The 23142-nt window shown below is 62.4% G+C and carries 19 protein-coding genes; 16 read left to right on the top strand and 3 right to left on the bottom strand.

Annotated features, from left to right (window positions below; all coding sequences use genetic code 11):
• The first annotated feature begins 132 nt into the window (after positions 1-132).
• The 13 genes from D0T11_RS13985 (at position 133) to D0T11_RS13925 (ending at position 14665) form a co-directional block, all read left to right on the top strand.
• The gene (locus tag D0T11_RS13985; protein ID WP_245990880.1) at positions 133-1233 is read left to right on the top strand and encodes a Nif3-like dinuclear metal center hexameric protein; all 1101 of its coding nucleotides are present in this window, start codon (positions 133-135) and stop codon (positions 1231-1233) included.
• The gene (locus D0T11_RS13980; protein ID WP_119656418.1) at positions 1223-1972 is read left to right on the top strand and encodes a zinc ribbon domain-containing protein; all 750 of its coding nucleotides are present in this window, start codon (positions 1223-1225) and stop codon (positions 1970-1972) included. Before D0T11_RS13985 ends, D0T11_RS13980 begins: the two co-directional genes overlap by 11 nt.
• 124 nt (positions 1973-2096) lie before the next feature.
• On the top strand, positions 2097-3545 hold the full coding sequence (locus tag D0T11_RS13975; protein WP_147374660.1) for a DUF3808 domain-containing protein: 1449 nt from the start codon (positions 2097-2099) through the stop codon (positions 3543-3545).
• A gap of 143 nt (positions 3546-3688) precedes the next feature.
• A complete protein-coding gene (pabB, locus tag D0T11_RS13970) occupies positions 3689-4966 on the top strand; it encodes an aminodeoxychorismate synthase component I (RefSeq protein ID WP_119656416.1) in 1278 nt (425 codons plus the stop codon).
• Between the two features lie 214 nt (positions 4967-5180).
• On the top strand, positions 5181-6641 hold the full coding sequence (gene miaB / locus D0T11_RS13965; RefSeq protein WP_119656415.1) for a tRNA (N6-isopentenyl adenosine(37)-C2)-methylthiotransferase MiaB: 1461 nt from the start codon (positions 5181-5183) through the stop codon (positions 6639-6641).
• A 65-nt stretch (positions 6642-6706) separates the two neighbouring features.
• The gene (locus D0T11_RS13960; protein WP_119656414.1) at positions 6707-7087 is read left to right on the top strand and encodes a four helix bundle protein; all 381 of its coding nucleotides are present in this window, start codon (positions 6707-6709) and stop codon (positions 7085-7087) included.
• Positions 7088-7143: 56 nt separating this feature from the next.
• Positions 7144-8469: a sigma-54 interaction domain-containing protein gene (locus tag D0T11_RS13955; RefSeq protein ID WP_119656413.1), complete on the top strand. Its 1326-nt coding sequence runs from the start codon at positions 7144-7146 to the stop codon at positions 8467-8469.
• Positions 8470-8653: 184 nt separating this feature from the next.
• Positions 8654-9112 (top strand): LptE family protein, encoded by a 459-nt coding sequence (locus D0T11_RS13950; RefSeq protein ID WP_182888408.1) that lies wholly within the window; start codon positions 8654-8656, stop codon positions 9110-9112.
• 160 nt (positions 9113-9272) lie between these two features.
• The gene (locus D0T11_RS13945; protein ID WP_119656412.1) at positions 9273-10766 is read left to right on the top strand and encodes a hypothetical protein; all 1494 of its coding nucleotides are present in this window, start codon (positions 9273-9275) and stop codon (positions 10764-10766) included.
• Complete coding sequence (gene secG, locus D0T11_RS13940) at positions 10767-11144, top strand: preprotein translocase subunit SecG (protein ID WP_119656411.1); 378 nt, start codon at positions 10767-10769, stop codon at positions 11142-11144.
• A gap of 392 nt (positions 11145-11536) precedes the next feature.
• The gene (gene groES / locus D0T11_RS13935) at positions 11537-11827 is read left to right on the top strand and encodes a co-chaperone GroES (RefSeq protein WP_119656410.1); all 291 of its coding nucleotides are present in this window, start codon (positions 11537-11539) and stop codon (positions 11825-11827) included.
• A gap of 58 nt (positions 11828-11885) precedes the next feature.
• The gene (gene groL, locus D0T11_RS13930) at positions 11886-13529 is read left to right on the top strand and encodes a chaperonin GroEL (RefSeq protein ID WP_119656409.1); all 1644 of its coding nucleotides are present in this window, start codon (positions 11886-11888) and stop codon (positions 13527-13529) included.
• 296 nt (positions 13530-13825) lie between these two features.
• Positions 13826-14665 carry an aldo/keto reductase gene (locus D0T11_RS13925; protein ID WP_119656408.1) on the top strand — a complete coding sequence of 280 codons (840 nt, stop codon included), beginning with the start codon at positions 13826-13828 and terminating at the stop codon, positions 14663-14665.
• Between the two features lie 78 nt (positions 14666-14743).
• On the opposite strand, the gene D0T11_RS13920 is transcribed toward D0T11_RS13925, so the two are convergent.
• Positions 14744-16369, bottom strand: a complete 1626-nt coding sequence (locus D0T11_RS13920) for a peptide MFS transporter (protein ID WP_119656407.1) — start codon at positions 16367-16369, stop codon at positions 14744-14746.
• 250 nt (positions 16370-16619) lie between these two features.
• Between D0T11_RS13920 and pckA the strand changes: the two genes are divergently transcribed.
• Positions 16620-18236 carry a phosphoenolpyruvate carboxykinase (ATP) gene (pckA, locus tag D0T11_RS13915; protein ID WP_119656406.1) on the top strand — a complete coding sequence of 539 codons (1617 nt, stop codon included), beginning with the start codon at positions 16620-16622 and terminating at the stop codon, positions 18234-18236.
• 330 nt (positions 18237-18566) lie between these two features.
• On the top strand, positions 18567-19352 hold the full coding sequence (locus tag D0T11_RS13910; protein ID WP_119656405.1) for a S1/P1 nuclease: 786 nt from the start codon (positions 18567-18569) through the stop codon (positions 19350-19352).
• Between the two features lie 106 nt (positions 19353-19458).
• Here the strand turns inward: D0T11_RS13910 and D0T11_RS13905 are convergent, their stop codons facing one another.
• Positions 19459-20541, bottom strand: coding sequence for an SDR family oxidoreductase (locus D0T11_RS13905; RefSeq protein ID WP_119656404.1), 1083 nt, complete (start codon positions 20539-20541; stop codon positions 19459-19461).
• A gap of 134 nt (positions 20542-20675) precedes the next feature.
• Here D0T11_RS13905 and D0T11_RS13900 point away from each other — a divergent pair, with 134 nt between their 5' ends.
• Positions 20676-21392 (top strand): 16S rRNA (uracil(1498)-N(3))-methyltransferase, encoded by a 717-nt coding sequence (locus D0T11_RS13900; RefSeq protein WP_119656403.1) that lies wholly within the window; start codon positions 20676-20678, stop codon positions 21390-21392.
• On the opposite strand, the gene D0T11_RS13895 is transcribed toward D0T11_RS13900, so the two are convergent.
• Positions 21389-22822 carry an RtcB family protein gene (locus D0T11_RS13895; RefSeq protein ID WP_119656402.1) on the bottom strand — a complete coding sequence of 478 codons (1434 nt, stop codon included), beginning with the start codon at positions 22820-22822 and terminating at the stop codon, positions 21389-21391. The two genes, D0T11_RS13900 and D0T11_RS13895, sit on opposite strands and share 4 nt — an antisense overlap.
• Positions 22823-23142 lie beyond the last annotated feature (320 nt).

Below are 23142 nucleotides of genomic sequence, written 5' to 3'. Positions count from 1 at the left end.
AGAAAAATAACCTACCTTTTTTGCAGGGCGACCGGGTCCCTGGCGCTACCTGCCATGTGAACTATGCTCAAGTAAGCAACTCCTGCATATCCGCTGTTGATCAGTAGTTGTGTAGCTTTTCAACTCCACCTCATGCCCACCGTCCAAGACCTGATGCGCGTGCTCGAAGCCGCCGCCCCGCTGGCCTACCAGGAAAGCTACGACAACGCCGGCCTGCAATGCGGCAACCCGCAGCAGGAAATCCGGGGCGTGCTCATCGCCCTCGACTGCACCCCGGCCGTGGTGGACGAGGCCATCCGGCGGGGCTGCAACGTGGTAGTGGCCCACCACCCGCTCATTTTCAAGCCCCTGAAGCGCCTGACCGGGGCCAACGAGGTGGAGCAGACCCTGCTCAAAGCCATCAAGCACGACGTGGCCCTCTACGCCGCCCACACCAACCTCGACAACGTGGCCCACGGCGTGAACCGCAAGCTGGCCGACAAGCTGGGGCTGGTGAATGCGCGCATCCTCGCCCCCAAGCCCGGGCTGCTGGCCAAGCTGATTACCTACGTGCCGCCCGCCCACACCGAAGTGGTGCTGGCGGCCCTGTACGCGGCCGGCGCGGGCCAGGTGGGGCAGTACTCGGGGTGCAGCTTCCGCTCGGAGGGCACGTTTACTTTCACGCCCGGGGCCGGCACCAACCCGTTCGCGGGCGCGCCCGGCCAGCCCCACACCGGCTCCGAAGACCGGGTGGAAGTGCTGCTGCCTTTGCATGCCCAGCGGGCCGCACTGGCGGCGCTGCGGGCCGCCCACCCCTACGAGGAAGTGGCCTACGAACTCGTGAAACTCGAAAACAGCCACCCCGAGGTGGGCGCGGGCATGGTGGGCGAGCTGCCCGAACCGCTCAGCCCCCAGGAGTTCCGGCAGCGGCTGCGCGCGGCGCTGGGCGTGCCCGTAGTCAAGCACACCGATTTTGCGCGGCCCATTAAAACGGTGGCCCTGTGCGGCGGGGCGGGCGCGTTTCTCATCGGCAAGGCCCGCGCCGCCGGCGCCGACGCCTACGTGACCGGCGACCTCAAGTACCACGAATACTTCGGGGCCGAGGGCCAGCTCATGCTCTGCGACGTGGGCCATTTTGAGAGCGAACAATTCACGGGCGAAATCTTTCGGGATTTGCTTGCCGATAACTTTGGGACTACTTTTGCGGTCTTAATCGCAGAGACCCTCACCAACCCCGTCCGATATGATTGCTAACCCGTCCACGGAAACTACCGTTGCCAGCAAGCTGGAAGCCCTGTTGCACCTGCAGCAAATCGACTCGCAGCTGGATGAAATCCGGCGCGTGCGCGGCGACTTGCCCGAAGAAGTGCAGGACCTGGAGGACGAAATCGCGGGCTACGAGGTGCGCGTGAGCAAGTTCGACGAGGAAATCGCCGGCCTCAACGACCAGATCAAGCAGCGCAAGCAGGCCGGCAAGGACGCCGACGGCCTCATCAAGCGCTACGAGGAGCAGCAGCAGAACGTGCGCAACAACCGCGAGTACGAGGCCATTGCCAAGGAAATCGAGTTGCAGAAGCTGGAAATCCAGATTGCCGACAAGAAAATCCGGGAGGCCCAGTACCAGATCGAGCAGAAGAACAGCGACATCAGCGGCACCAAAACCCGCCTCGAGGAGCGCAAGAAGGACCTCGACAACAAGAAGGGCGAGCTGGAAACCATCGTGGGCGAAAGCGAGGCCGACGAGAAGAAGCTCATGGACCAGCGCGCCAAGGCCGTGAAGCCCATCGAGCCCCGGTTGCTGACGGCCTACACCCGCATCCGCGGCAACGTGCGCAACGGCCTGGCCGTGGTGGAAGTGAAGCGCGACGCCTGCGGCGGCTGCTTCAACACGGTGCCCCCCCAGCGCCAGGCCGACATCATCTCGCACAAAAAAATCATCGTTTGTGAGCACTGCGGCCGTATTTTCGCCGACGTAGAGGCCCGGGGCGAGTAGTTCTTAGTTTTAGTAGCTTTGAAGAACGGCCTCTTTCCGGGGGCCGTTCTTTTTTTGTTCTATGAGGGTTCCCGCAGAGGTGCGCAGAGGATTTCGCCGAGGTACGCAGAGGTTGTTCTGGCTGGTGCTGCTCGCCTCCGCGAACCTCGGCGCAGCCCTCGGTGCTCCGGTGCGGGAACCCGTGTCGGAACTCACGCCGAATCAGGCCCGGGCCTACGCCGAGGTACTGAATATGCGCCCCGCCGCCGCCCGCGCCCTGCTCGGCACCGGCAGTAGTTCCGATGCCGGCACGCTGCTGGTCGAGGACTGCCTGGGCATCACGGAACTGCTCATCAGCCAGGACGCCGCCCGCTACGAGGCGGCCGTGGACGCCCAGGATGCGCGCCTTGCTGCGCTGGAGGACCAGACCGGGCCGCTGGCCGAGTACGCGGCGGCCGAAATCCGGCTGCACCAGGCGGCGGCCCAGGTCGTGTTCGGCCACGAGGTGCAGGGGGCCTGGAGTTTGCGCCGCAGCTACGGGGCCATGCAGCGCGTAACCGAGCGCTACCCCAACTACCTGCCGGCCCGCAAAACGCTCGGGATGCTCCAGTTTTTCATCGGCTCGCTGCCCGAGGGCTACCGCTGGTTTCTCAAGCTGCTGGGCCTACCCGGTTCAGTGGACACGGGCCTGCGCAACCTGCGCCGCGCCGCCACCCAGCCCAACGACTTCCAGCCCGAAGCCCGCCTCGTGCTGGCGTTGCTGGAAGAAACCTATTACAAAAAGCCCGAGGCCGCCCTGCAGCTGGTGCAGACTCTGCACCGACAGCAGCCCGAAAACCAGCTGCTCACGTTTCTGCTCATCAGCCAGTTCAAAAAGCAGCACCGCACCGATGAGGCCCTGGCCGCCTACCGCGCCCGCCCCAGCGGTCCGGCCTACCTGCCGCTGCCCTACCTGCACCATTTGGCCGCCGATCTGCTGCTCTACCAGGGCCAGTATCCGGCCGCCCGCCGCGCCAACCAGCTGTTTTTGCAGGACTACGCCGGCCAGCACTACCGCAAAGACGCCTGGTTCAAGCTTTATTTGGCCGCCTGGCTGGGCGGCGATGCGGGCGCGGCCGCCCGCTACCGCGCCCGCATCGGCAAAGAGGGACGCACCATTCTGGAGGAGGACACCTACGCCCAGCGCTTTTTCGAGGACAAGCAGCCCCTGAACGCCACCCTCACCCGCGCCCGTCTCCAAATCGACGGCGGCTACTACCGCCCCGCCCTGGCCACGCTGGGCCAATTCCGGACCACCGCCACCACACCCCTGCGCGACCAGCTGGAGGACACCTACCGCCGCGCCCGGGCCCTGCACCTGCTCGGCGAGCTGGATTCGGCCCGCGTGCTTTACGCCCGCACCATTGCCCGCGCCGGCACTGCGCCTTATTACTACGCACCCCAGTCGGCGCTGCAACTCGGCTACCTCGCCCAGGCTGGCGGCCAGGCCAACGCGGCCAAAACGTACTTCCGCAAGGCCCTGAGCTACCCCCAGCACGAATACAAGAACAGCACCGACACCAAAGCCAAGCTGGCCCTGGCCGAGCTGGAGTAGCCCGCAGGCCCAGGGTTGAAACCCTGGGCTACGTAGCGAGCCGGGCAGGCACCGCCGTTCCTTCCCACTCAATAGCCCAGGGTTTCAACCCTGGGGCACCGCGCCGGTCCGTCTGCCGCCCGTCCCCATCGTACTTTCGTCCCGTGCTGTCCGTTCCGCTTGCCCAACTACCCCCCGATTTCCGCGCCCGCGCCCTGCGCTGGGCGGCCGGCTTCGCCCACTGTGCCCTTTTCGAATCCAATGAGCTGGCCTACCCCCAGGGTCCGTTCCGGCGGCTGCTGGCCGTGGCGGCCGCCGCACCGGATGCCCCCCGCACCCTGGCCGAACTGCGGACCTGGCTGGCCGATAGCGGCGAGTCGGCGGCTCCGGCCTGCGGGTTTGTCACGTATGAAGTGAAGGATGAAGTGGAGAACCTGAGCAGCAATAATCCTAGCGGGTTAGCCTGGCCGAACCTGCACTTCTTCCGGCCCCAGACCTGGCTGCGCTGGCAGGCCGACACGCTGGAAATCCACGGGGCCACGGCCGGGGTGCGGGCCGCCATTGAGGCCACGCCCCTGCCCCCGCTGCCGGCCCCCCACGTGCCCACCCTTACCGCCCGCCTGCCCCGGGCCGACTACCTGCGGGCCGTGGAGGCCGTGCGCGAAGACATTCTCAACGGCGAAGTCTACGAGCTCAACCTCTGCCAGGAATTCACGGCCGACGGCGTGCGCCTGGATCCGGCCGACCTATTCGAACGCCTGAACGCGGCCTCGCCGGCCCCGTTCGCGGGCTTCGTGCGCCACGAACACCACTTTTTGCTCTGCGCCTCGCCCGAGCGGTTCGTGCGCCGCACCGGCCCGGCGCTGCTCTCCCAGCCCATCAAGGGCACCATCCGGCGCGGGGCCACGCCGGCCGAGGACGAGCAGCTACGCCAGACGCTGCTGCACGACGAAAAGGAGCGCGCCGAGAACCTGATGATTGTGGACCTGGTGCGCAACGACCTGGCCCGCGTAGCCCAGACCGGCACCGTGCGGGTACCCGAGCTATTTGGCCTCTACCCCTTCCGCCACGTCTGGCAGATGATTTCCAGCGTGCAGGCCCGGCTCCGGCCTGGCCTCGACGTGGTAGACGTGCTGCGGGCTGCCTTCCCGATGGGCTCGATGACCGGGGCCCCGAAAATCCGGGCCATGCAGCTCATCGAGCACTACGAGCACCGCCGCCGCAGCCTCTACAGCGGTAGCCTGGGCCTCATCTGGCCCTCCGGCGACTTCGATTTCAACGTCGTCATCCGCAGCCTCCAGTACCGCACCGATACCGGCCACCTCAGCTTCCAGGTCGGCTCGGCCATCACCTACGATTCGGTACCCGAGCGCGAGTACGACGAGTGTTTGCTCAAGGCCCGGGCTATTTTGGACGTGCTGGGGGCGGTGGTGAAGGCGTGAACGGTCATTCCGACGAAGGCGGAATCTGGGTGAAGTCGTTGCGTAGCATCGTTCGATAACGTTGCGCCAGATTCCTCCTTCGTCGGAATGACAGTTCACGCCTTCAACAGATCACTCCTTCACCGCCCCTGCCATTCTGTCATTTTCACCCTAAACCTGCTACCTTTGCCGTTCTCTGAACCGTGAAGCTGCTGCCTGTTGTCAGGCGTTCCCCATGTCCCAACCGCTGATTACCCTCGATTTTCTCGATACGCCCACCCTGCCCGCGCCTTCCGTGGACGCCGCTACCCACGCGCACGAGCCCTCGGGCGAGGTGCGCGTGAACCCGGCTACCCGCACCGGCCGCTCGCGCAAGCTCTACCTGGAAAGCTACGGCTGCCAGATGAACTTCTCCGACTCCGAAATCGTGTCGAGCATCCTCTTCGACGAGGGGTTTGATACGACGGATTCGTTGGACCAGGCTGATTTGGTGCTGCTCAACACCTGCTCCATCCGCGAGAAGGCCGAGCAGACCGTGCGCATGCGCCTCTCCCAGATCAACAGCTACAAAAAGCGCAAGCCCGGGATGCTGGTGGGCGTACTGGGCTGCATGGCCGAGCGCCTGAAAACCCGGTTTCTGGAAGAAGAGAAACTGGTGGACCTCGTAGTTGGTCCCGACGCCTACCGCGACCTGCCCCAGCTGATTGCCCAGGTCGATGGGGGCCAGAAGGCCGTGAACGTGCTGCTGAGCCGCGAGGAAACCTACGCCGACATCACGCCGGTGCGCCTGAACAGTAACGGCATCACGGCCTTTATCAGCATCATGCGCGGCTGCGACAACATGTGCTCCTTCTGCGTGGTGCCCTTCACCCGGGGCCGCGAGCGGAGCCGCGACGCCCACAGCATCGTGCGCGAGGCCCGCGAGCTGGTAGCGGCCGGCTACAAGGAAGTAACCCTGCTGGGCCAGAACGTGGACTCCTATAAGTGGGCTGCCGAAGACGGTTCCGAGCAGGTGAATTTCGCCCAGTTATTGGAGCAGGTGGCCCTGGTGAGCCCCGAGCTGCGGGTGCGCTTCTCCACTTCCCATCCCAAGGACATTACCGACGAGGTGCTGCACACCATGAAGCGGCACGAGAACATCTGCAAATACATTCATTTGCCGGCCCAGAGCGGCAATTCGCGGGTGCTGGCCCTGATGAACCGCACCTACGACCGGCCCTGGTACGAGGAGCGCGTGCAGGCCATCCGCCGCGTGCTGGGCGACGACTGCGCCATCAGCTCCGACATGATTTCGGGCTTCTGCTCCGAAACGGAGGCCGAGCATCAGGATACCCTGAGCCTGATGGACTACGTGCGCTACGACATGGCCTATATGTTCTTCTACTCGGAGCGCCCCGGCACGCTGGCCGCCCGCAAACTCGAAGACGACGTGCCACTGGAGGACAAAAAGCGCCGCCTCGCCGAAGTCATTGCCCTACAACGCGAGCACAGCAAGCAGCGCGCCGCCCGCGGCGTGGGCCGCGTGCACCGCGTGCTGGCCGAGAACTTCTCCAAGCGCAGCGACGAGCACCTGAGCGGCCGCAACAGCCAGAACCAGGTCGTCATCTTCCCCAAGAAACACTATAAGAAGGGCGACTACGTTGACGTACTCGTGCACGAGTCCACGACGAATACGCTGCTGGGCGAGGCGGTTTAGGCTGGTTTTTGGTGGGTGGTTTTTGGTTTTTGGCTTAGACATTCAGCTTCAATTGACTACCTCTCATGGAGAAGAATCCTCCTGGCCAACAGAACTATAAAGACCTCCGTGTTTGGCAGCATGGCCGGGAGTTGGTCAAAACCATCTACCTCTTAACTCAGAAATTCCCAGCTGACGAGCGGTTTGGCTTAACCAATCAGATGCGACGGGCGGCGGTTTCTGTTCCCTCCAACATCAGCGAAGGGGCTGGTCGGCAGCACCCCAAGGACACCATCCAGTTTCTGGTTATCGCCCGGGGCTCGCTCTACGAACTCGAAACACAATGTTACCTAGCGTTTGATTTATCTTTTATTTCCGCCGATGACTTACAATATATAGAGGAGAAAATCGTCCATTGTATTCAATTGGTTCAAGGTTTTATCCGCTACTACCGCTCACTAGGTTAGGTTGGTGAGGTCGCTGCACGGGCCAAAAACCAAAAACCAAAAACCAAAAACCAACCTTGACACCTTCCGAAATACAATCCATCAAGCAACGCTTCGCCATCATTGGCAATGCGCCCTCGCTTAATTACGCCATTCAGGTGGCGGCGCAGGTGGCCCCGACCGATATGACGGTGCTGATAACGGGTGAGAGTGGCTCCGGCAAGGAGTCGTTTTCCAAGATTATTCACGCCCTTTCGCCCCGCAAGCATGGGCAGTTCATTGCCATCAACTGCGGGGCCATTCCCGAGGGCACCATCGACTCGGAGCTGTTTGGCCACGAGAAGGGCTCATTTACCGGTGCCCAGGAGGCCCGCAAGGGCTACTTCGAGGTAACCAACGGCGGCACCATCTTCCTCGACGAGATTGGGGAGATGCCGCTCGGCACCCAGGCCCGCCTGTTGCGGGTGCTCGAAAACGGCGAGTTTATCCGCGTCGGTTCCAGCAAGGTGCAGAAGACCGACGTGCGTGTGGTGGCCGCCACCAACGTGAACCTGCTCGACGCCGTGCGCGAAGGCCGCTTCCGCGAAGACCTGTACTACCGCCTCAACACGGTACCCATCACGGTTCCACCATTGCGTGACCGGGGCGATGATATCTACCTACTGTTCAGAAAGTTTTCTACCGATTTTTCCGACCGCTACCGGGTGAAGCCCATCAGCCTGACGCCCGAGGCGGTGCAGGAATTGCAGCGGTTTCGGTTCCCCGGCAACATCCGCCAGCTCAAGAACGTGGCCGAGCAGATGTCGGTGCTGGAAACGGACCGTGAGGTGGATGCCCGCCGCCTGCGCGGCTACCTGCCCGCCGACCAGGCCAGCCGCCTGCCCATGCTGGTGCACGCCGCCGGCACGGCCACCGACGGAGCGGGCAACAACTACTCCGAGCGCGATTTGCTCTACAAGGTGCTCTTCGACATGCGCCGCGACATGACCGACCTCAAAAAGCTGGTCCTGGACCTGGCTGGCGGGCAGCGCCCCCACGAAACCCAGGAGCTGCTACGCCAGAACAGTCACCTGTTCAGCGGCAACAGCATGGCCGTGGCCCCCTACGAAGGCCCCAACGGCCGCACCATGCGGCCCGAAAGCGGCGGCAACGACTACATTCTCAACCCGCGCGAGTTGGGCGTGGAGGACGCCACCGATTACGAGGAGGAGCCCCAGCGGGTAGAGGACATTTCGCACGAAACGGAGGAGGAAACGCTGAGCCTGGAGGCCAAGGAGAAGGAAATGATTATCAAGGCCCTCAAAAAACACAACAACAAGCGCAAGCACGCCGCCCACGACCTGGGCATCTCCGAGCGCACTCTCTACCGCAAACTCAAGCAGTATGACCTGGAACAAGCGTAGTTTTTCCTGGCTGTTAGCTATTAGCTGTTGGCTGTTAGCTTTCTGTTCAGAGAGCCGCCGATACCTCGCGCTGATAACTTCAAGGCTGGTAGCTAATAGCTATCAGCTAATAGCTCGTAAAAGAAGGGCAGTAGCTATCAGCTGTCAGCTACTAGCTATCAGCTTAATACTGAGTGGTTGCGGCGTGTACTCATTCAGTGGCACCAACATCGATCCGGCGGTCAAGACCATTTCCATTTCCACGTTTGCCAACAATGCCAGCAACGGCCCGTCGTTTCTGGCCCAGCGGTTTACCGAGGATTTCAAGGATTACTTCCAGCGCAATACCACCCTCAAACTGGTGCCCCGCGACGGGGATTTACAGTTCGACGGGCAGATCATTGCCTACGACTTCGCGCCGGCCGCCATTCAGCAGCAGAACGGCCAGGACCAGGCCGGGTCCAACCAGCTCACTATTCAGGTGCGGGTGAAATTCACCAACACCAAGGACCCCAAGCAGGATTTCGAGCAGACCCTGCAAACGACCCGGCCCTTCCCCGCCACCCGCGACATTACCAGCATCAACAACGACCCCACGGCCCTGCGGGAGCTGTTTCGTAACATCATCACCGATGCCTTCAATAAGTCGGTGGCCAACTGGTAATTGGGCCTGGGCTGCGGTTTAATGCCTAAATTGGCGTATTGTTGCGCCCCGCAGTACCGGCCCGGCCGCTGCCAGCCCGCTGTTTCTCCCCTCCTGTTTCCTGGCATACCCGGCCCTGTTGGCCCGGTAGGTCAGGACATCACCTAGCCTTCCGTATCGCATGACCCGCGCGTCGCTCCTGCACCTTCTCGACCACGTAACCGGGATTTCGGAGGCCGAAATCCGCGAGCTGGAACAGCTGGCGGCCGCGTTCCCCTACTGTCAGACGGCCCACGTGCTGCTGGCTAAAGCGGCCCACGACCGGGGCAGTATGCTGGCCGGCCAGCGCCTGCGCCGGGCCGCCACCTACGCCGCCGACCGTGAGTTGCTGCGCCAGCTTCTGGAGCAGCCCGCCACTCCACCAACGGCCACCCCGACGGCGGCGGCCGAAGCAGTTGCTCCCACCGCCTCGTCATCAGAAGCGGTTGCCCCCGGAACCGACCTGTTCGCCGTTGCCGCCCCCCAGTTATCGGGCGCACTGCTCCCGGATTCATCCGCCGATATGCCGACTGCGGACGCAGCAGCCGGTAATGACGAGGTGACGGCAGAGCCCGCCGGAGAAGAAGAGCCAACGGTTGAGCTGGTCCAGCCCGAAAACGCGGATGTCACGGTCGGGCCTTCGGAACCGGATGCTGCGGCCCTGCCGGAATTCTCTGAACAAACGAGCGAGGGAGCTTCTCTTCCCCCCCCTCAGGCTTTAGCTGCTGAAGAAGCTGCCCCGCAGGAAGCGCCGGCTCCTGCCGCCCCCGAAACGCAACAGCTGGCAACGGCTGAACTGCCCGCTACCACCGCCGACGCTGAAACCGGAGTGGCAGCAGCGGCGGCTACTGAGCTCAACGCATCTGTAACGGCCGTATCGGAACCGGCGGCAGCATTAGCTCCTACTCTCGATCTGACGGCTTCCGATGCGGAGCCGCAACCTGCGCCGGTTGTGGACGATGAACCCGCAAACCAGAAGCATGAAGCCGATGACCGGCTGCCGGCCGCCGCTCCGCCCATCCGGCCGCCGGTGGAAGCGGGAATTTCCCGGTTTGAGTTCGGATTGGGTGAATCCCGGTTGCCGGAACCTTCGGGCTACCGGCTGCCGGAAGCCGAGCACGAAGCCGACGACGCGGAAGCCGCTGATCGGCCCACTCCGGATTCGGTGCCGCCCCCGGCCGTAACGGCCCCGTTCCGGGCTGATGCCGACTTGGGCTACGCTCTGGGGGCGGGCAGCCGGCTGGGCTACGATTTGCAACCCCACGATGGGTTCACCCTGGACCTGCCCCTGGATTCTTTCTTCGAGCCCGATGCCCTGCTGCTGGCCTATGCCCGGGCGCATCAGCCCAAACCCCACACCTCATCGCTGGACCTGATTAACCGTTTCCTGCGGGTGAAACCGCGCATCAAAACGCCCGGAGGTGTACCTTTGCCGGCTTCGGAGCAGGCCGATTTGTCGGTGCGGAGTACCCGCGCGGCCCCGGCCCTGGCCTCCGAAAGCCTGGCCAAAATCATGATCCGGCAGGGCAAGCCCGAAAAAGCGCTGGAAATATATGAGCGGCTGATGGCGCGCCAGCCCGAAAAAAAGGCGTACTTTGCCGAGCAAATTCAACAACTGCAACAACCCCCCGAGTAAATGTACTACGCCCTGATTGGCCTGATTCTTCTCGTTTGCCTGCTCCTTTCTCTGGTCGTGCTGGCCCAAAACCCCAAAGGCGGCGGAATTTCCAGCCAGTTTGGCGCGGGTGGCGCAACCCAGATGATGGGGGTTAAGCGCACCGGCGACCTGCTCGAAAAGCTCACCTGGGGCTTCGCCATTGGCTTGATGGTACTCAGCCTGGGTTCCTACGTGGTAGGCGGACCTTCGCAGTCCGGCCCCGTCCGAAGCATCAACCAGCAGAAAGCGCTGGAAACGCGGATGCCCGCCCAGCCCGCTCCCGGAGCCCCTGCGGCTGCCCCGGCCACTGCGCCCGCTGCCCCGGCCCCAACCCCGGCGCCGGCACCAGCCAACTAATTCCAGTATTTCCTGACCCGAAAGCCGGTAGCTTCTCAAAAAGAGGCTGCCGGCTTTTTGCGTTTCGCCTGTTTCCAGAGGCTGTAGTCTGAAATACTGCTCGTGGTCCGCTGCCCACTACCCGGCTGGCCCCAGGGCGGCGGGCCAGAGCTGATGCTGCCCTGGGGCCGGTTGCCCGATGCTGCCGGCCGGAGCAGGGCAGGTGGCGCAATAATGACCGGCTCCGCCCCCGTTATCTGCCACGGCTGACACCATTAAAGGGGGACGTGGCTAAAAAAGGGCCGAAATCGTCCATTCTGTCAGGTTTGGGCGGGCTGGCACAGAAGGTGTAGCACGGCCCGCACCACCTAGTCTTCTAGTTTCAAGTACACCTTTCAACCAAAACGTACAATATGTCGCTTAGCATCAAACCGCTGGCTGACCGCGTTATTATCGCGCCTGCCGCCGCCGAGGAAAAAACCAAATCGGGTATCATCATCCCCGACACAGCGAAAGAAAAGCCCCAGCGGGGTGAAGTAGTAGCCGTGGGCGAAGGCAAAGTGGCCGACAACGGCACCACCATCAAGCCTCAGGTGAAAACCGGCGACCAGGTACTCTACGGCAAGTATGCCGGCACCGAAATCACCGTGGATGGCCAGGACTACCTCATCATGAAGGAGTCGGACATTTTCGCGGTGCTCTAAGCCCTGCTCCTAAGCACAGGCTTTTTTCTTTCTAACTCCCCCAACACCCGAAAATAAGATGGCTAAGAACATCCAATTCGATACCGAAGGCCGCGACAAGCTGAAACGCGGCGTTGACAAACTGGCGAATGCCGTAAAAGTAACCCTCGGCCCGAAAGGCCGCAACGTGGTTATCGACAAGAAATTCGGCGCCCCGACCATCACCAAGGACGGTGTGACCGTGGCCAAGGAGATTGAGCTGAGCGACCCCGTGGAGAACATGGGCGCGCAGCTGGTGAAGGAAGTAGCCAGCAAAACGGCCGACCAGGCCGGCGACGGCACCACGACCGCTACCGTACTGGCCCAGGCCATCTACGCGGCCGGCTCGAAGAACGTAGCCGCTGGTGCTAACCCCATGGACCTGAAGCGCGGCATCGACAAGGCAGTACATGCCGTGGTTGCCAACCTGAAGGCCCAGTCGAAGAAGATTGAGAACTCGTCGGAAATTGCCCAGGTAGGCGCTATTTCGGCCAACAACGACATGGAAATCGGCCAGATGATTGCCGATGCCATGGACAAAGTGGGCAAGGAAGGCGTAATTACCGTGGAAGAAGCGCGTGGCACCGAAACCGAAGTAAAAACGGTGGAAGGCATGCAGTTCGACCGCGGCTACCTCTCCCCTTACTTCGTGACCAACCCGGAGAAGATGGAGGCCGAGTTCGAGAACCCCTACGTACTCATCTACGACAAGAAGGTGAGCACCATGAAGGAGCTGCTGCCCGTGCTTGAGCAGGTAGTACAGACCGGCAAAGCCCTTGTTATCATCTCCGAAGATGTTGACGGCGAGGCGCTGGCCACGCTGGTAGTAAACAAGCTGCGCGGCTCGCTGAAAATTGCGGCCGTGAAGGCTCCCGGCTTCGGCGACCGTCGCAAGGCGATGCTCGAAGACATTGCCGTGCTGACCGGCGGTACCGTTATTTCGGAAGAGCGCGGCTACAAGCTCGACGCGGCTACGCTGGAATACCTCGGCCAGGCCGAGAAAATCATCATTGACAAGGACAACACCACCATTGTCAATGGCAAAGGTGAGAAGACGACCATTACGGCCCGTATCAACGAGATTAAGGCCCAGATTGGCACCACGACTTCCGACTACGACAAGGAGAAGCTTCAGGAGCGCCTTGCCAAGCTGTCGGGCGGCGTAGCCATCCTCTACATCGGCGCTTCTACGGAAGTGGAGATGAAGGAGAAGAAGGACCGCGTTGACGATGCTTTGCACGCCACCCGCGCCGCCGTTGAGGAAGGCGTGGTACCCGGCGGCGGTGTTGCCCTGGTGCGCGCCCTCGATTCGCTCGATGCCGTTGATACCCTCAACAGCGACGAGCGCACCGGCGTGAACATCATCCGCACGGCCCTGGAGGCTCCCCTGCGTACTATCGTAGCCAACGCCGGTGGCGAAGGTTCGGTAGTGGTGCAGAAAGTGCGCGAAGGCAAAGGCGACTACGGTTACAACGCCCGCGAAGACAAGTACGAGAACCTGATGTCGGCCGGTATTCTGGACCCGACCAAGGTAACGCGCCTGGCCCTGGAGAATGCCGCTTCGATTGCCGGCCTGCTCCTGACCACTGAGTGCGTGATTTCGGACGAGCCTGAAGCCGACAAGGACGCTGGCCACGGCGGCGGCGGTGCCGGCGGCATGGGCGGCATGGGCGGCATGATGTAAATCGCAGATGTTGCAGATGAAGCTGATGTCGCAGCTACAGACGTCAGCCGTTCTGTAGCTTTGAATGGAAAGCCCCGCTGGATTTCGGTCCGGCGGGGCTTTTTGTGCGTAGAAATCGGCAGTATATTAAGGCTTACGCGAAAGAAGGCCGTAAGCTGGTAGCGCGAATCGCCGGCTTCGCGTACCCTTGAACATACTCGTTCGAAAGTCAGCAACGACGCGCGAAGCTGGCGCTTAGCTGCGCTGTCCTTCGGTTCGCGCTACAGCCCTTTTGCGTGAATCCTAAATTGATAAAGATGGAGAAGAACATCACCGATATTGCTGGCACGTGGCCACTGGCCAACGGCGTAGAAATACCCTATCTGGGACTGGGCGTATGGCAGGCCGAAGACGGTGCGCAGGTACAGCAGGCCGTGAAATGGGCGCTGGAAGCCGGGTATCGCCACATCGACACTGCGTCCATTTACAAAAACGAAGAAGGCGTCGGGCAGGCCGTTCGGGAAAGCGGCGTACCTCGCACCGACGTGTTCGTCACCAGCAAAGTCTGGAACAACGACCAGGGCTACGATTCTACCCTGCGGGCCTTCGATGCCAGCCTGAAACGCCTCGGCCTGGAAACGCTCGATTTGTACCTGATTCACTGGCCCGTCGCTGGCAAGTCGCAGGATACCTGGCGGGCGCTGGAGCAGCTGTACGCCGATGGGCGGGTGCGCGCCATTGGGGTCAGCAATTTCCTGCAGCACCACTTGGAAGAACTGCTGCCCGAGGCGCAGGTGAAGCCGATGGTGAACCAGCTGGAATTTCATCCGTGGCTGGTGCAGCCCGAGTTGCAGGCCTACTGTCAGCAGCACGGCATTCAGTACCAGGCGTGGTCGCCGCTGATGCAGGGCAAGGTGTTCGAGCAGGATGTGGTGAACGACTTGGCCGCCAAGTACGGTAAGTCGCCGGCCCAGATTCTGGTGCGCTGGGACTTGCAGCGCGGCGTCGTGACCATTCCCAAGTCGGTGAAACAGGCCCACATCGTCAGCAACGCCAACGTGTTCGACTTCGAGCTGACCGCGGACGAGCTGGCCTACATCGACGGCCTGGACCGCCACGAGCGCCTCGGCCCCGATCCGGATACGTTCCCCGGGTAAGGTCCGATTACACGAAAAAGCCCCGCCGGACCAACGTCCGGCGGGGCTTTTTACGTCTTAGGCAGCGTTGCGCGCTTATTAAGCGGTGGCAACCACCGGCTCGCTCATCATTTGGGTGAGCTTGCGGTAGAGCAGGAACAGCACCAGCGAAGCGGCGGCCGACAGGAATACGAAAATCATGAAGAACTCGTAAAGACCCGTGATTTCGAAGCCTACGAAGAACGGGGCGGGCTTGCCGGGCTCGGGGTACAGGGCGCTCAGCACGCCGGCGAACTTGTTGCCGGCGGCGGTGGCCAGGAACCACACGGCCATCAGCAAAGAGGCGAAGCGCAGCGGGGCCAGCTTGTTGACCAAGGCCAGGCCAATCGGCGACAGGCACAGTTCGCCAAAGGTGTGCATCAGGTACATGGTGATGAGCCAGAACATGCTCACTTTAGTGCTGGCGTCGACGCCCTTCACGCCGAAGGCGATGATGAGGTAGCCGATGGCCAGGAACATGAGGCCGATGGACATTTTCAGCGGCGACGAAGGCTCGATGCCACGCTTGCCCATCAGCGTCCAGATCAGGGCGAATACCGGGGCGAACAGAATAATGAACAGCGCGTTGGCCGACTGGAAGTACGAAGCCGGCACTGTGTAGGAACCCATTTGCCGGTTCGTCTGCTCGTCGGCAAAGAAGGTCAGCGAAGCGCCGGCCTGCTCGAAAGCGCCCCAGAAGAAAATCACGAAGAAGCTCAGAATCAGAATCACGTAGATTTTCTGCCGCTCGCGGGGCGTAATGGAATTATCGGCCAGTACGGCCACTGGTGTCACGATCATGGCCGCGAACACGAAGGCTCCCACCCAGTCGTAGCTCATGAGCCAGGCGATAAGCGCGTACACGACCACGAACAGGCCGATGAGCATGGGCAGCTTGCTGGCGAAGCTCTTGCCGGCCGGCTGGTCGATGGTTTCGGCGCGTACCGGCGCATCGGTGCCGACGGGCACCACGGGCGAGTGGGCCACGGCCTGCTCGGGCTTGGCGCCGAGGGCTTCGCCGGTGGCCGTGATGACGTACTTGTTCTTGAACAGCTCAAAGGTGAGCGAGCCGATCAGCATCCCGATGCCGGCGGCCAGGAAGCCCCACTTAAAGTCTTCGGGGTTGCCGGTGTTGCCCAGCGTACCGCACACCAGAGGCGAGAAAAACGCGCCCAGGTTGATGCCCATGTAGAAAATGGTGTAGGCTGAGTCGATGCGGTTGTCGCCGGCGGGGTAGAGCGAGCCTACCATCGAGGAGATGTTGGGCTTGAAGAAGCCGTTACCGAAAATCAGCAGGCCCAGGCCCAGCATGAAGAGCAGCAGCTGCGTTTGCGGCGCGGTAGCCTGCCCGGCCGAGTACATGGAGGCCGAGAAGAAGAGCGCAAACTGGCCCAGGGCCATCATCAGGCCACCCACCAGAATGGAGCGGCGGTTGCCCCAGTAGCGGTCGGCCACGTAGCCGCCGAGCAGCGGGGTCAGGTACACCAGGCTGGTGTAATTGCCATAGATGAGCGACGAGTACTCCTTATCGAATACCAGCGCCTGCGTCATGTACAAAATGAGCAGCGCCCGCATACCGTAGTAGCTGAACCGCTCCCACATCTCGGTAGCGAAGAGGACGTACAGCCCCTTGGGGTGCGAGGACGAAGTTGACACGGGCTGCTGCGCAGCGGAGGGTGAGTGCATGAAAGGTGATTGAAAAATGGAACAGGGAACGGGCGCGGCTGCAACCGACGAGGGTTGGTAAAACTACAAAAGTTTCCCAACCCTTACGAAATAGCCTGCGTTAGTCGGATTCTACCGGGTAAACTTACAAGTAATAGCGAATTTTCGCTATTTTTTACCAGTCCCCGGTTTACGTCAGGCTTTTTGCCTATTTTTGCTCCCAGATTCCCACGCATTTCCCACCCACCCCCAACCCCGTTTTCGGCCCTTTATGCTAGATTCTGCCGCCAACGCCCGCCTCGCCCCCCTGGGCATTTCCCGCGCTTCCCAAGTGCACCTCAACCTCCCGCCTGCTGCTTTGGTGGAGGAAGCCCTGCGCCGCGGCGAGGGTACGCTCACCGACACCGGCGCTTTGATGGCCGACACCGGAGCCTTCACCGGCCGCTCCCCCAAGGACCGTTTCGTTGTGAAGGACGCCAACACCCAGGACAGCGTGTGGTGGGGCGACATCAACATCCCCTTCGAGGCCGACAAGTTCGACCAGCTGCACGCCAAGATGGTGAAGTACCTGGAAGACAAGGAGCTGTACGTGCGCGACGCCTACGCCGGGGCCAACCCCGACTACGAGCTCAAGCTGCGCGTGGTCAACGAGCTGGCCTGGCACAACCTGTTCTGCTACAACATGTTCCTGCGCCCTGCCGAGGGAGCCGACACGAGCTGGACGCCCGATTTCAGCATCATCTGCGCCCCCGGCTTCGAAGCTGATCCGGCCGTGGACGGTACCCGCCAGAAGAACTTCGCCATCCTCAACTTCACCAAGAAGATGATTCTGATTGGCGGCACCGGCTACGCCGGCGAGATGAAGAAGGGCATTTTCGGCGTGCTCAACTACCTGCTCCCCCACCAGCACAACACGCTCAGCATGCACTGCTCGGCCAACGTGGGCGAAAAAGGCGACACGGCCGTATTCTTCGGCCTCTCGGGCACGGGCAAAACGACGCTCTCCGCCGACCCCAACCGCGGCCTGATCGGCGACGACGAGCACGGGTGGACCCCCGACAAGGGCATCTTCAACTTCGAGGGCGGCTGCTACGCCAAGGTGATCGACCTGAGCCAGGAGAAGGAGCCCCAGATTTGGGATGCTATCCGCTTTGGCTCCATCGTGGAGAATACGCGCTTCGTGGAGGGTACCCACACGGTGGACTACGCCAACAACTCGGTGACCGAGAACACGCGCACGGCCTACCCGATCAACTACATCGATAACGCTATTGAGCCTTCGGTAGCTGACGCGCCCAAGAACATCTTCTTCCTGACGGCCGACGCTTTTGGCGTACTGCCCCCCATCAGCAAGCTGGATAAGAGCCATGCCATGTACCACTTCATGAGCGGGTACACGGCCAAGGTAGCGGGCACCGAAATGGGCGTTACTGAACCCCAAACGACGTTCTCGGCCTGCTTCGGGGCCGTGTTCCTGCCCCTGCACCCCACCAAGTACGCCGAGATGCTGGGCCAGAAGATGGACGAAAACCCCGACGTGAACGTGTGGCTCATCAACACGGGCTGGACGGGTGGCTCTTACGGCACGGGCTCGCGCATGAAGCTGAGCTACACCCGGGCCATGATTACGGCCGCCCTCAACGGGCAGCTCGACGATGTGGAATTCACCAAGCACCCCATTTTCGGGGTGGCCGTGCCCGCCTCGGTGCCCGGCGTGCCCACCGAAATTCTGGACCCGCGCAACACCTGGGCCAGCAAGGAATCCTACGACAAAACCGCCAACTCGCTGGCTGAGAAGTTTGTGAAGAACTTCCAGAAGTACGCCGACTACGCCAACGAGGAAATCTTGGCCGGTGCCCCCGCGGCGGCGGTTACGGCCGGCGTATAAGCTGCGCTCGGTTACCCAAAAAGCCCCGCTGATTTTATATCAGCGGGGCTTTTTCTTGGTAGATGCAGTGGGCTGATGGCCGTTTGCCGCTGGAGCAGGGCGGGCCGCTTACGCCAAGTATTTGCCGGCCCTGGTCGCGCCGCATCACCAGGGCTTCTGCTGCCATAAGTATGTCGGCGGCGGCCCACGGCGGGCAGTTGCAAGGGGGCTTTTTGAGCGTATTTTTCCCGACATACTGCGTTGGTTCACTTTAGAAGGGGAAATCTGGCTCGTCCTGATGGTTTTTCCGCTAATTTGCTGCCCAGTTTCGTCCTACCCCCTACGCCCGTCATGCGCAAGCTTCTATTCCCGCTCCTGTTTCTGCTGCTCACCCCCTTGCACCTATGGGCCTGGGGTGCCGACGGTCATCGCGCCATTGCCAAAATTGCCGAGCGCCACCTTTCCCGGGCAGCCCGCCGCGAAATTCAGCAACTGCTCGGCCCCGAAAGCTTCCCGCTCATCAGCACCTGGCCCGACGAAATCCGCTACTACCCCGAGGGCAAGGACACGGCCCCCTGGCATTACGTGAACACGGCTTCGGGCCTGAACCACGACCAGTATGTGCAGGCCCTCAACGCCCAGACCGAATCCAATGCCTACCAGGCCCTGCAAAATCAGCTCCGCTTACTCTCCGACAGCGGCGCGACCCAGCTGCAACGGCTGGAAGCCCTCAAGTACGTGGTGCACATCGTGGGCGACATTCATCAGCCCCTGCACGCGGGCCATGCCGAGGACAAGGGCGGCAACGACATCAAAATCAAGTACCGGGGCCGCGACACCAACCTGCACAGCCTCTGGGACAGCGGCCTGCTCGACTACCAGGGCCTGACCTATACCGAGATGGCCCGCCAGTACGATTGCAAGGTGCGCCGAAGCACCGTGCGCCGACTGCAAAGCACGGCCCCGGCCGAGTGGCTTTGGGAGTCCTACCAGGCCAGCGAGCAGATTTACCGGGAAGTTCCCAACGGCACCGATGTCAACTACGCCTACTATCCCGCCCACGCCGTGCTCATGCGGCAGCGCATCGAAGATGCGGGCATCCGGCTGRCCGGCCTGCTGAACGAGCTGTTCGGCTAGCCGGTCAGCCAACTACCCAAACGCGCAACAAACGCGCAACGCCCCCGGCATCAGCTTGCCGGGGGCGTTGCGCGTTTGTTGCGCGTTTGGGTAGTTGGCTGACCGGCTATTGGGTGGAAGAGCCGCTGAACTCCGGCTGACCGCTGACTTCCTTGTGGCCGTTGGCTTCCTTCTGGGTACCAAGCCAGGTAGCCAGGGCGGCTACGCCAGCCCCGGCGGCTCCTACCAGCAGCGCCGTGCGTAGCTTAGGACTGCCGGTAGTCCTGATTTGGGTGTAGTAGCTGGTTTCGCGGGTAGTGCCCGGATAGTTGCCCCGCTCCTGGAGGTTGCCCATGGGCCGGTCAAGGGCGTTGTGCGCCAGGGACCGGGCCGGCGTATCGGACTTAGACTGCGGGGCGAAACCCTGCTCCATGAACGTGTCGAGCAGCGCGGGCGTCCAGTGGCTCAGCCCGATCAGGGCCTTGCCGCCGCCGCCCACTACCACGTCGCGCTCCATGGTAGCGGCACAGTGCAGGATGGCGCGGGCCACGGTTTGGGGGGCGTAGGCGGGTGGGGCGTGCCTGGGCACGCGCTCCAGGTAGTTTTTGGCGTGCAGCGGGTAAGGCGTATCAATGGCGGCGGGCTGAATGAGGGTGACCGAAACCGGGGCGTCCTCCATTTCCAGCTCCATGCGCAGCCCATCGGTGAAGCCCTTCACGGCGTGCTTGCTGGCCGAGTAGATGGTTTGCAGAATGGCCGTAATGTCGGATAGCACGCTGCCCACGTTGATGAGCGCCCCGCCGTTTTGCTTCAGGTGCTTCACGGCTTCGAGGGAACCGTTGACGAGGCCCCAGAAATTGACTTCGAACAGCTGGCGCATGTCTTCTACGGGCACGTCTTCCAGTTTGCCGTAGATGCTCACGCCGGCATTGTTGATCCACGTATCGAAGCCGCCGAAGGTAGTGGTGGCCACCTGTGCCAGGTGCTGCACCTGCTCGGGCCGGCTCACGTCGGTCACCACGTACGTAGCCTGACCGCCGCCGGCGTTGATTTCATCGGTGAGCTGGCGCAGGGCGTCTTCGCTGCGGGCTGCCAGCACCAGTCTGGCCCCCGCCTTGGCGGCCAGACGGGCCGTTACAAGGCCGATGCCCGAGGAGGCCCCGGTGATGACGATGGTTTGTTGGGCAAGTTTTTTGAGGTTGGTTTTCATAAGAAAAGGCGGAAAAAGAGCACGAGGCCCGGCGGATCAATGCTCTTTCTTACGACCAGCCTCACCATTACGTTATGCGGAACTTCCCCGCCGCCCTACGGCCCCGAAGGCGGGTTTCCTCCTACCTTTGCCCCATGCCCCACACCTTCTTCGCCCCCGACCTCTCGCCCGCCGCCACCACCTACACCCTGCCCGAAGACGAGAGCAAGCACGCCGTGCGGGTGCTGCGCCTGAGCGCGGGCGACGCGGTGGTGCTGGTGAACGGCCAGGGCGGCGTATTCGGGGCCGAAGTGGCCGACGCCAACCCCAAACGCTGCCAGCTGCGGGTGGTCGGGCACGAGGTGCTGCCGCGCCGCCCCTACGGCGTGCACCTGGCCGTGGCCCCCACCAAAAACCTCGACCGCATGGAGTGGCTGGTAGAAAAAGCCACCGAAATCGGCGTGGATACCATCACGTTCCTGCGCTGCGCCCGCTCCGAGCGCCGCGAGCTGAAGCTGGAGCGCCTGGAGAAAATAGCCGTCAGCGCCCTCAAGCAATCGGGCCAGGCCTGGCTGCCCCGGCTGGTGGAGCTAACCGATTACGCCCGTTTCCTGCCCACCGCAGTGCCCGCCACCACCTTCATCGCCCACCTCGAAGACGGGGAGCGCACGCCCCTGGCCCGCGTGGCCGCCGCCGCCGACTGCTGCATCCTCATCGGCCCCGAGGGCGACTTCACGCCCGACGAAATTGCGGCGGCCTTCGCCCGGGGCATCCGGCCCGTGACGCTGGGCAGCTCCCGCCTGCGCACCGAAACGGCGGCTTTGGCGGCCGTGCACACCGTGCACGTAGCGCGGGAGCTGGCCCTTTCCTAGCTGTTTGCCAGCGCCGAGTCGTCAGCCTGCCCGTTGGCCGCCGCCAGCCGGGCGGCGTCCTTGGCCCGCTTCTTCTTGCGCCAGGGCGCATCCTGCTCCCAGTCGCCGGCCATGATGCAGCCGTAGGGCCGGATTTCGTCGATGATGGTGGCCAGGTCGAAGTCCACGATTTGCTGCTGTAGCTGCTCGGCGTTTTTGTAGGCGCTGGGCAGTTCCGAAACATCAATCAGGTTGAAAAAGAAGCGGGCGTCGATACCCTGGGTTTCCTCGGCGAAAAGTTCTTCGTTGGTCTGGCCGAGCTTGCTGCGCTTGTGGCCGGTGCGGCTCAGGTTGCGGCCGGCCCCGTGGGGGGCGAAGCCCAGGTTGGTTTTGGTGGTCGAGCCCTCCACAATGAGAATGGGCTGGGCCATGTTGAGCGGAATGATGCGCGGGCCGGTGATGTCGGGCAGGAACTTGGGGTCCATGGGGGTGGCGCCTTTGGCGTGGTAGTACAGGTCGCCGTCGCGAAACACGAAGTTGTGCTCGTTCCAGTACTGCTGCTGCGCCACGGCCCCCAGCTGCCCCGCCACAGCCTCATGCAGGCACAGGTGGTTTTGCCTGGTCCATTTGCGAATGGTTTGCAGCGCCGCCCAGTACTGCTGCCCCTGCTCCGACTCGCTGGGAATCCAGGCATTGTTCGGGTTGGTTTCGGGCGAGATGACCCGGCGGAAGTTCTCGGCCACCTTCATGCCCTGCTTATAGAGCAGCGCCCCCGGCCCCCGGGAGCCGTGGTGGGTGACCAGCATAGTGTCGCCGGTATTGCGCGACACGCCCACATACAGGAAGTGGTTGCCGTCGCCCTGGGTGCCCAGGTGCTCGCGGGCCATAGCCAGGCTGCGCCGGGAACTGAGGTAGGGATTGTCGCGGAATTCGGCCTCGATTTCGGCGGGCAGCGCAAACTGCTGGCCTTCGGGCCGGCCGCCGGGGCCGAAGTGGGTGAGCTGCTGGGCCACATCCAGCACCTGCTTGGGGTCGGCCGCGCCCAGGTTGGTCAGCATTACCGAGCAGCAGATATCGGCGCTGTGCATGCCGGGGTGGATGGCGTTGCGCGCCACCACGATGCCCCCGACCGGGATGGTGCCCAGCGGCCCGGCCGGGCAGGCGTCGGGCATAATGGCCCCCGTCACCACCGTGGGCGTGCGCATGAGCTGGTCCATCGACTGCCGGACGTAGTCGATGTTGGCTTGCTCGACCGGCGTATCGGCGCGGATGTTCTCGTGGAAAAACACGGGCTGCGTCAGCAACGGAATCGTCGGGGCGGGCTTCCGGGCGTCGAGGTAGTCCTCCAGTGCCGCCCCTTCCAGGTTGTGCGTGTTGATGTGTTCCAGTGCTTGCTTGAACCACTTACCGGGCCGCAGCCCTCTTGCCACTAAATCTTTCCCTGTTAGCATCGTTGGTAGTTGCTGTATACTTGAGTTGGTAAGAAACGGAATTTAACGCTGATGCCCGTCTGCTTAAATGCTACTGACTACCGTTGAACGGAATTTTCCCGCCAGGGCTTCAGCGGCACGCCTTTTTACTGTGAGCCACTGCGGACGCGGGCCGGCTACGTCAACAGGTGTTCAGGTTAAACGCATCAAAAAACGGGTTTTCCGATCTTTGGGTCATGGATTGGAACACGTTTTTCGCCGATATGCCCGACTTCCGTTTAGAGCGGAGCAAAAAGCACCAGTTGGTCGATATTTTGGTCATTGCCTTGTGCGCGCTGCTG

It is taken from the genome of Hymenobacter rubripertinctus, from assembly GCF_003583925.1.
Taxonomy (GTDB): Bacteria; Bacteroidota; Bacteroidia; order Cytophagales; family Hymenobacteraceae; genus Hymenobacter; species Hymenobacter rubripertinctus.
The sequence above is the reverse complement of the archived record's forward strand: the minus strand, read 5'-3'. Positions and strand labels throughout refer to the sequence as shown.

Bases quoted from the DNA above. Each gene is read 5' to 3' on its own strand.
- D0T11_RS13985 (WP_245990880.1), top strand. From the start codon at position 133: ATGCCCACCGTCCAAGACCTGATGCGCGTGCTCGAAGCCGCCGCCCCG.
- D0T11_RS13980 (WP_119656418.1), top strand. From the start codon at position 1,223: ATGATTGCTAACCCGTCCACGGAAACTACCGTTGCCAGCAAGCTGGAA.
- miaB (WP_119656415.1), top strand. From the start codon at position 5,181: ATGTCCCAACCGCTGATTACCCTCGATTTTCTCGATACGCCCACCCTG.
- D0T11_RS13960 (WP_119656414.1), top strand. From the start codon at position 6,707: ATGGAGAAGAATCCTCCTGGCCAACAGAACTATAAAGACCTCCGTGTT.
- D0T11_RS13945 (WP_119656412.1), top strand. From the start codon at position 9,273: ATGACCCGCGCGTCGCTCCTGCACCTTCTCGACCACGTAACCGGGATT.
- secG (WP_119656411.1), top strand. From the start codon at position 10,767: ATGTACTACGCCCTGATTGGCCTGATTCTTCTCGTTTGCCTGCTCCTT.
- groES (WP_119656410.1), top strand. From the start codon at position 11,537: ATGTCGCTTAGCATCAAACCGCTGGCTGACCGCGTTATTATCGCGCCT.
- groL (WP_119656409.1), top strand. From the start codon at position 11,886: ATGGCTAAGAACATCCAATTCGATACCGAAGGCCGCGACAAGCTGAAA.
- D0T11_RS13925 (WP_119656408.1), top strand. From the start codon at position 13,826: ATGGAGAAGAACATCACCGATATTGCTGGCACGTGGCCACTGGCCAAC.
- D0T11_RS13920 (WP_119656407.1), bottom strand. From the start codon at position 16,369: ATGCACTCACCCTCCGCTGCGCAGCAGCCCGTGTCAACTTCGTCCTCG.
- pckA (WP_119656406.1), top strand. From the start codon at position 16,620: ATGCTAGATTCTGCCGCCAACGCCCGCCTCGCCCCCCTGGGCATTTCC.
- D0T11_RS13905 (WP_119656404.1), bottom strand. From the start codon at position 20,541: ATGAAAACCAACCTCAAAAAACTTGCCCAACAAACCATCGTCATCACC.
- D0T11_RS13900 (WP_119656403.1), top strand. From the start codon at position 20,676: ATGCCCCACACCTTCTTCGCCCCCGACCTCTCGCCCGCCGCCACCACC.
- D0T11_RS13895 (WP_119656402.1), bottom strand. From the start codon at position 22,822: ATGCTAACAGGGAAAGATTTAGTGGCAAGAGGGCTGCGGCCCGGTAAG.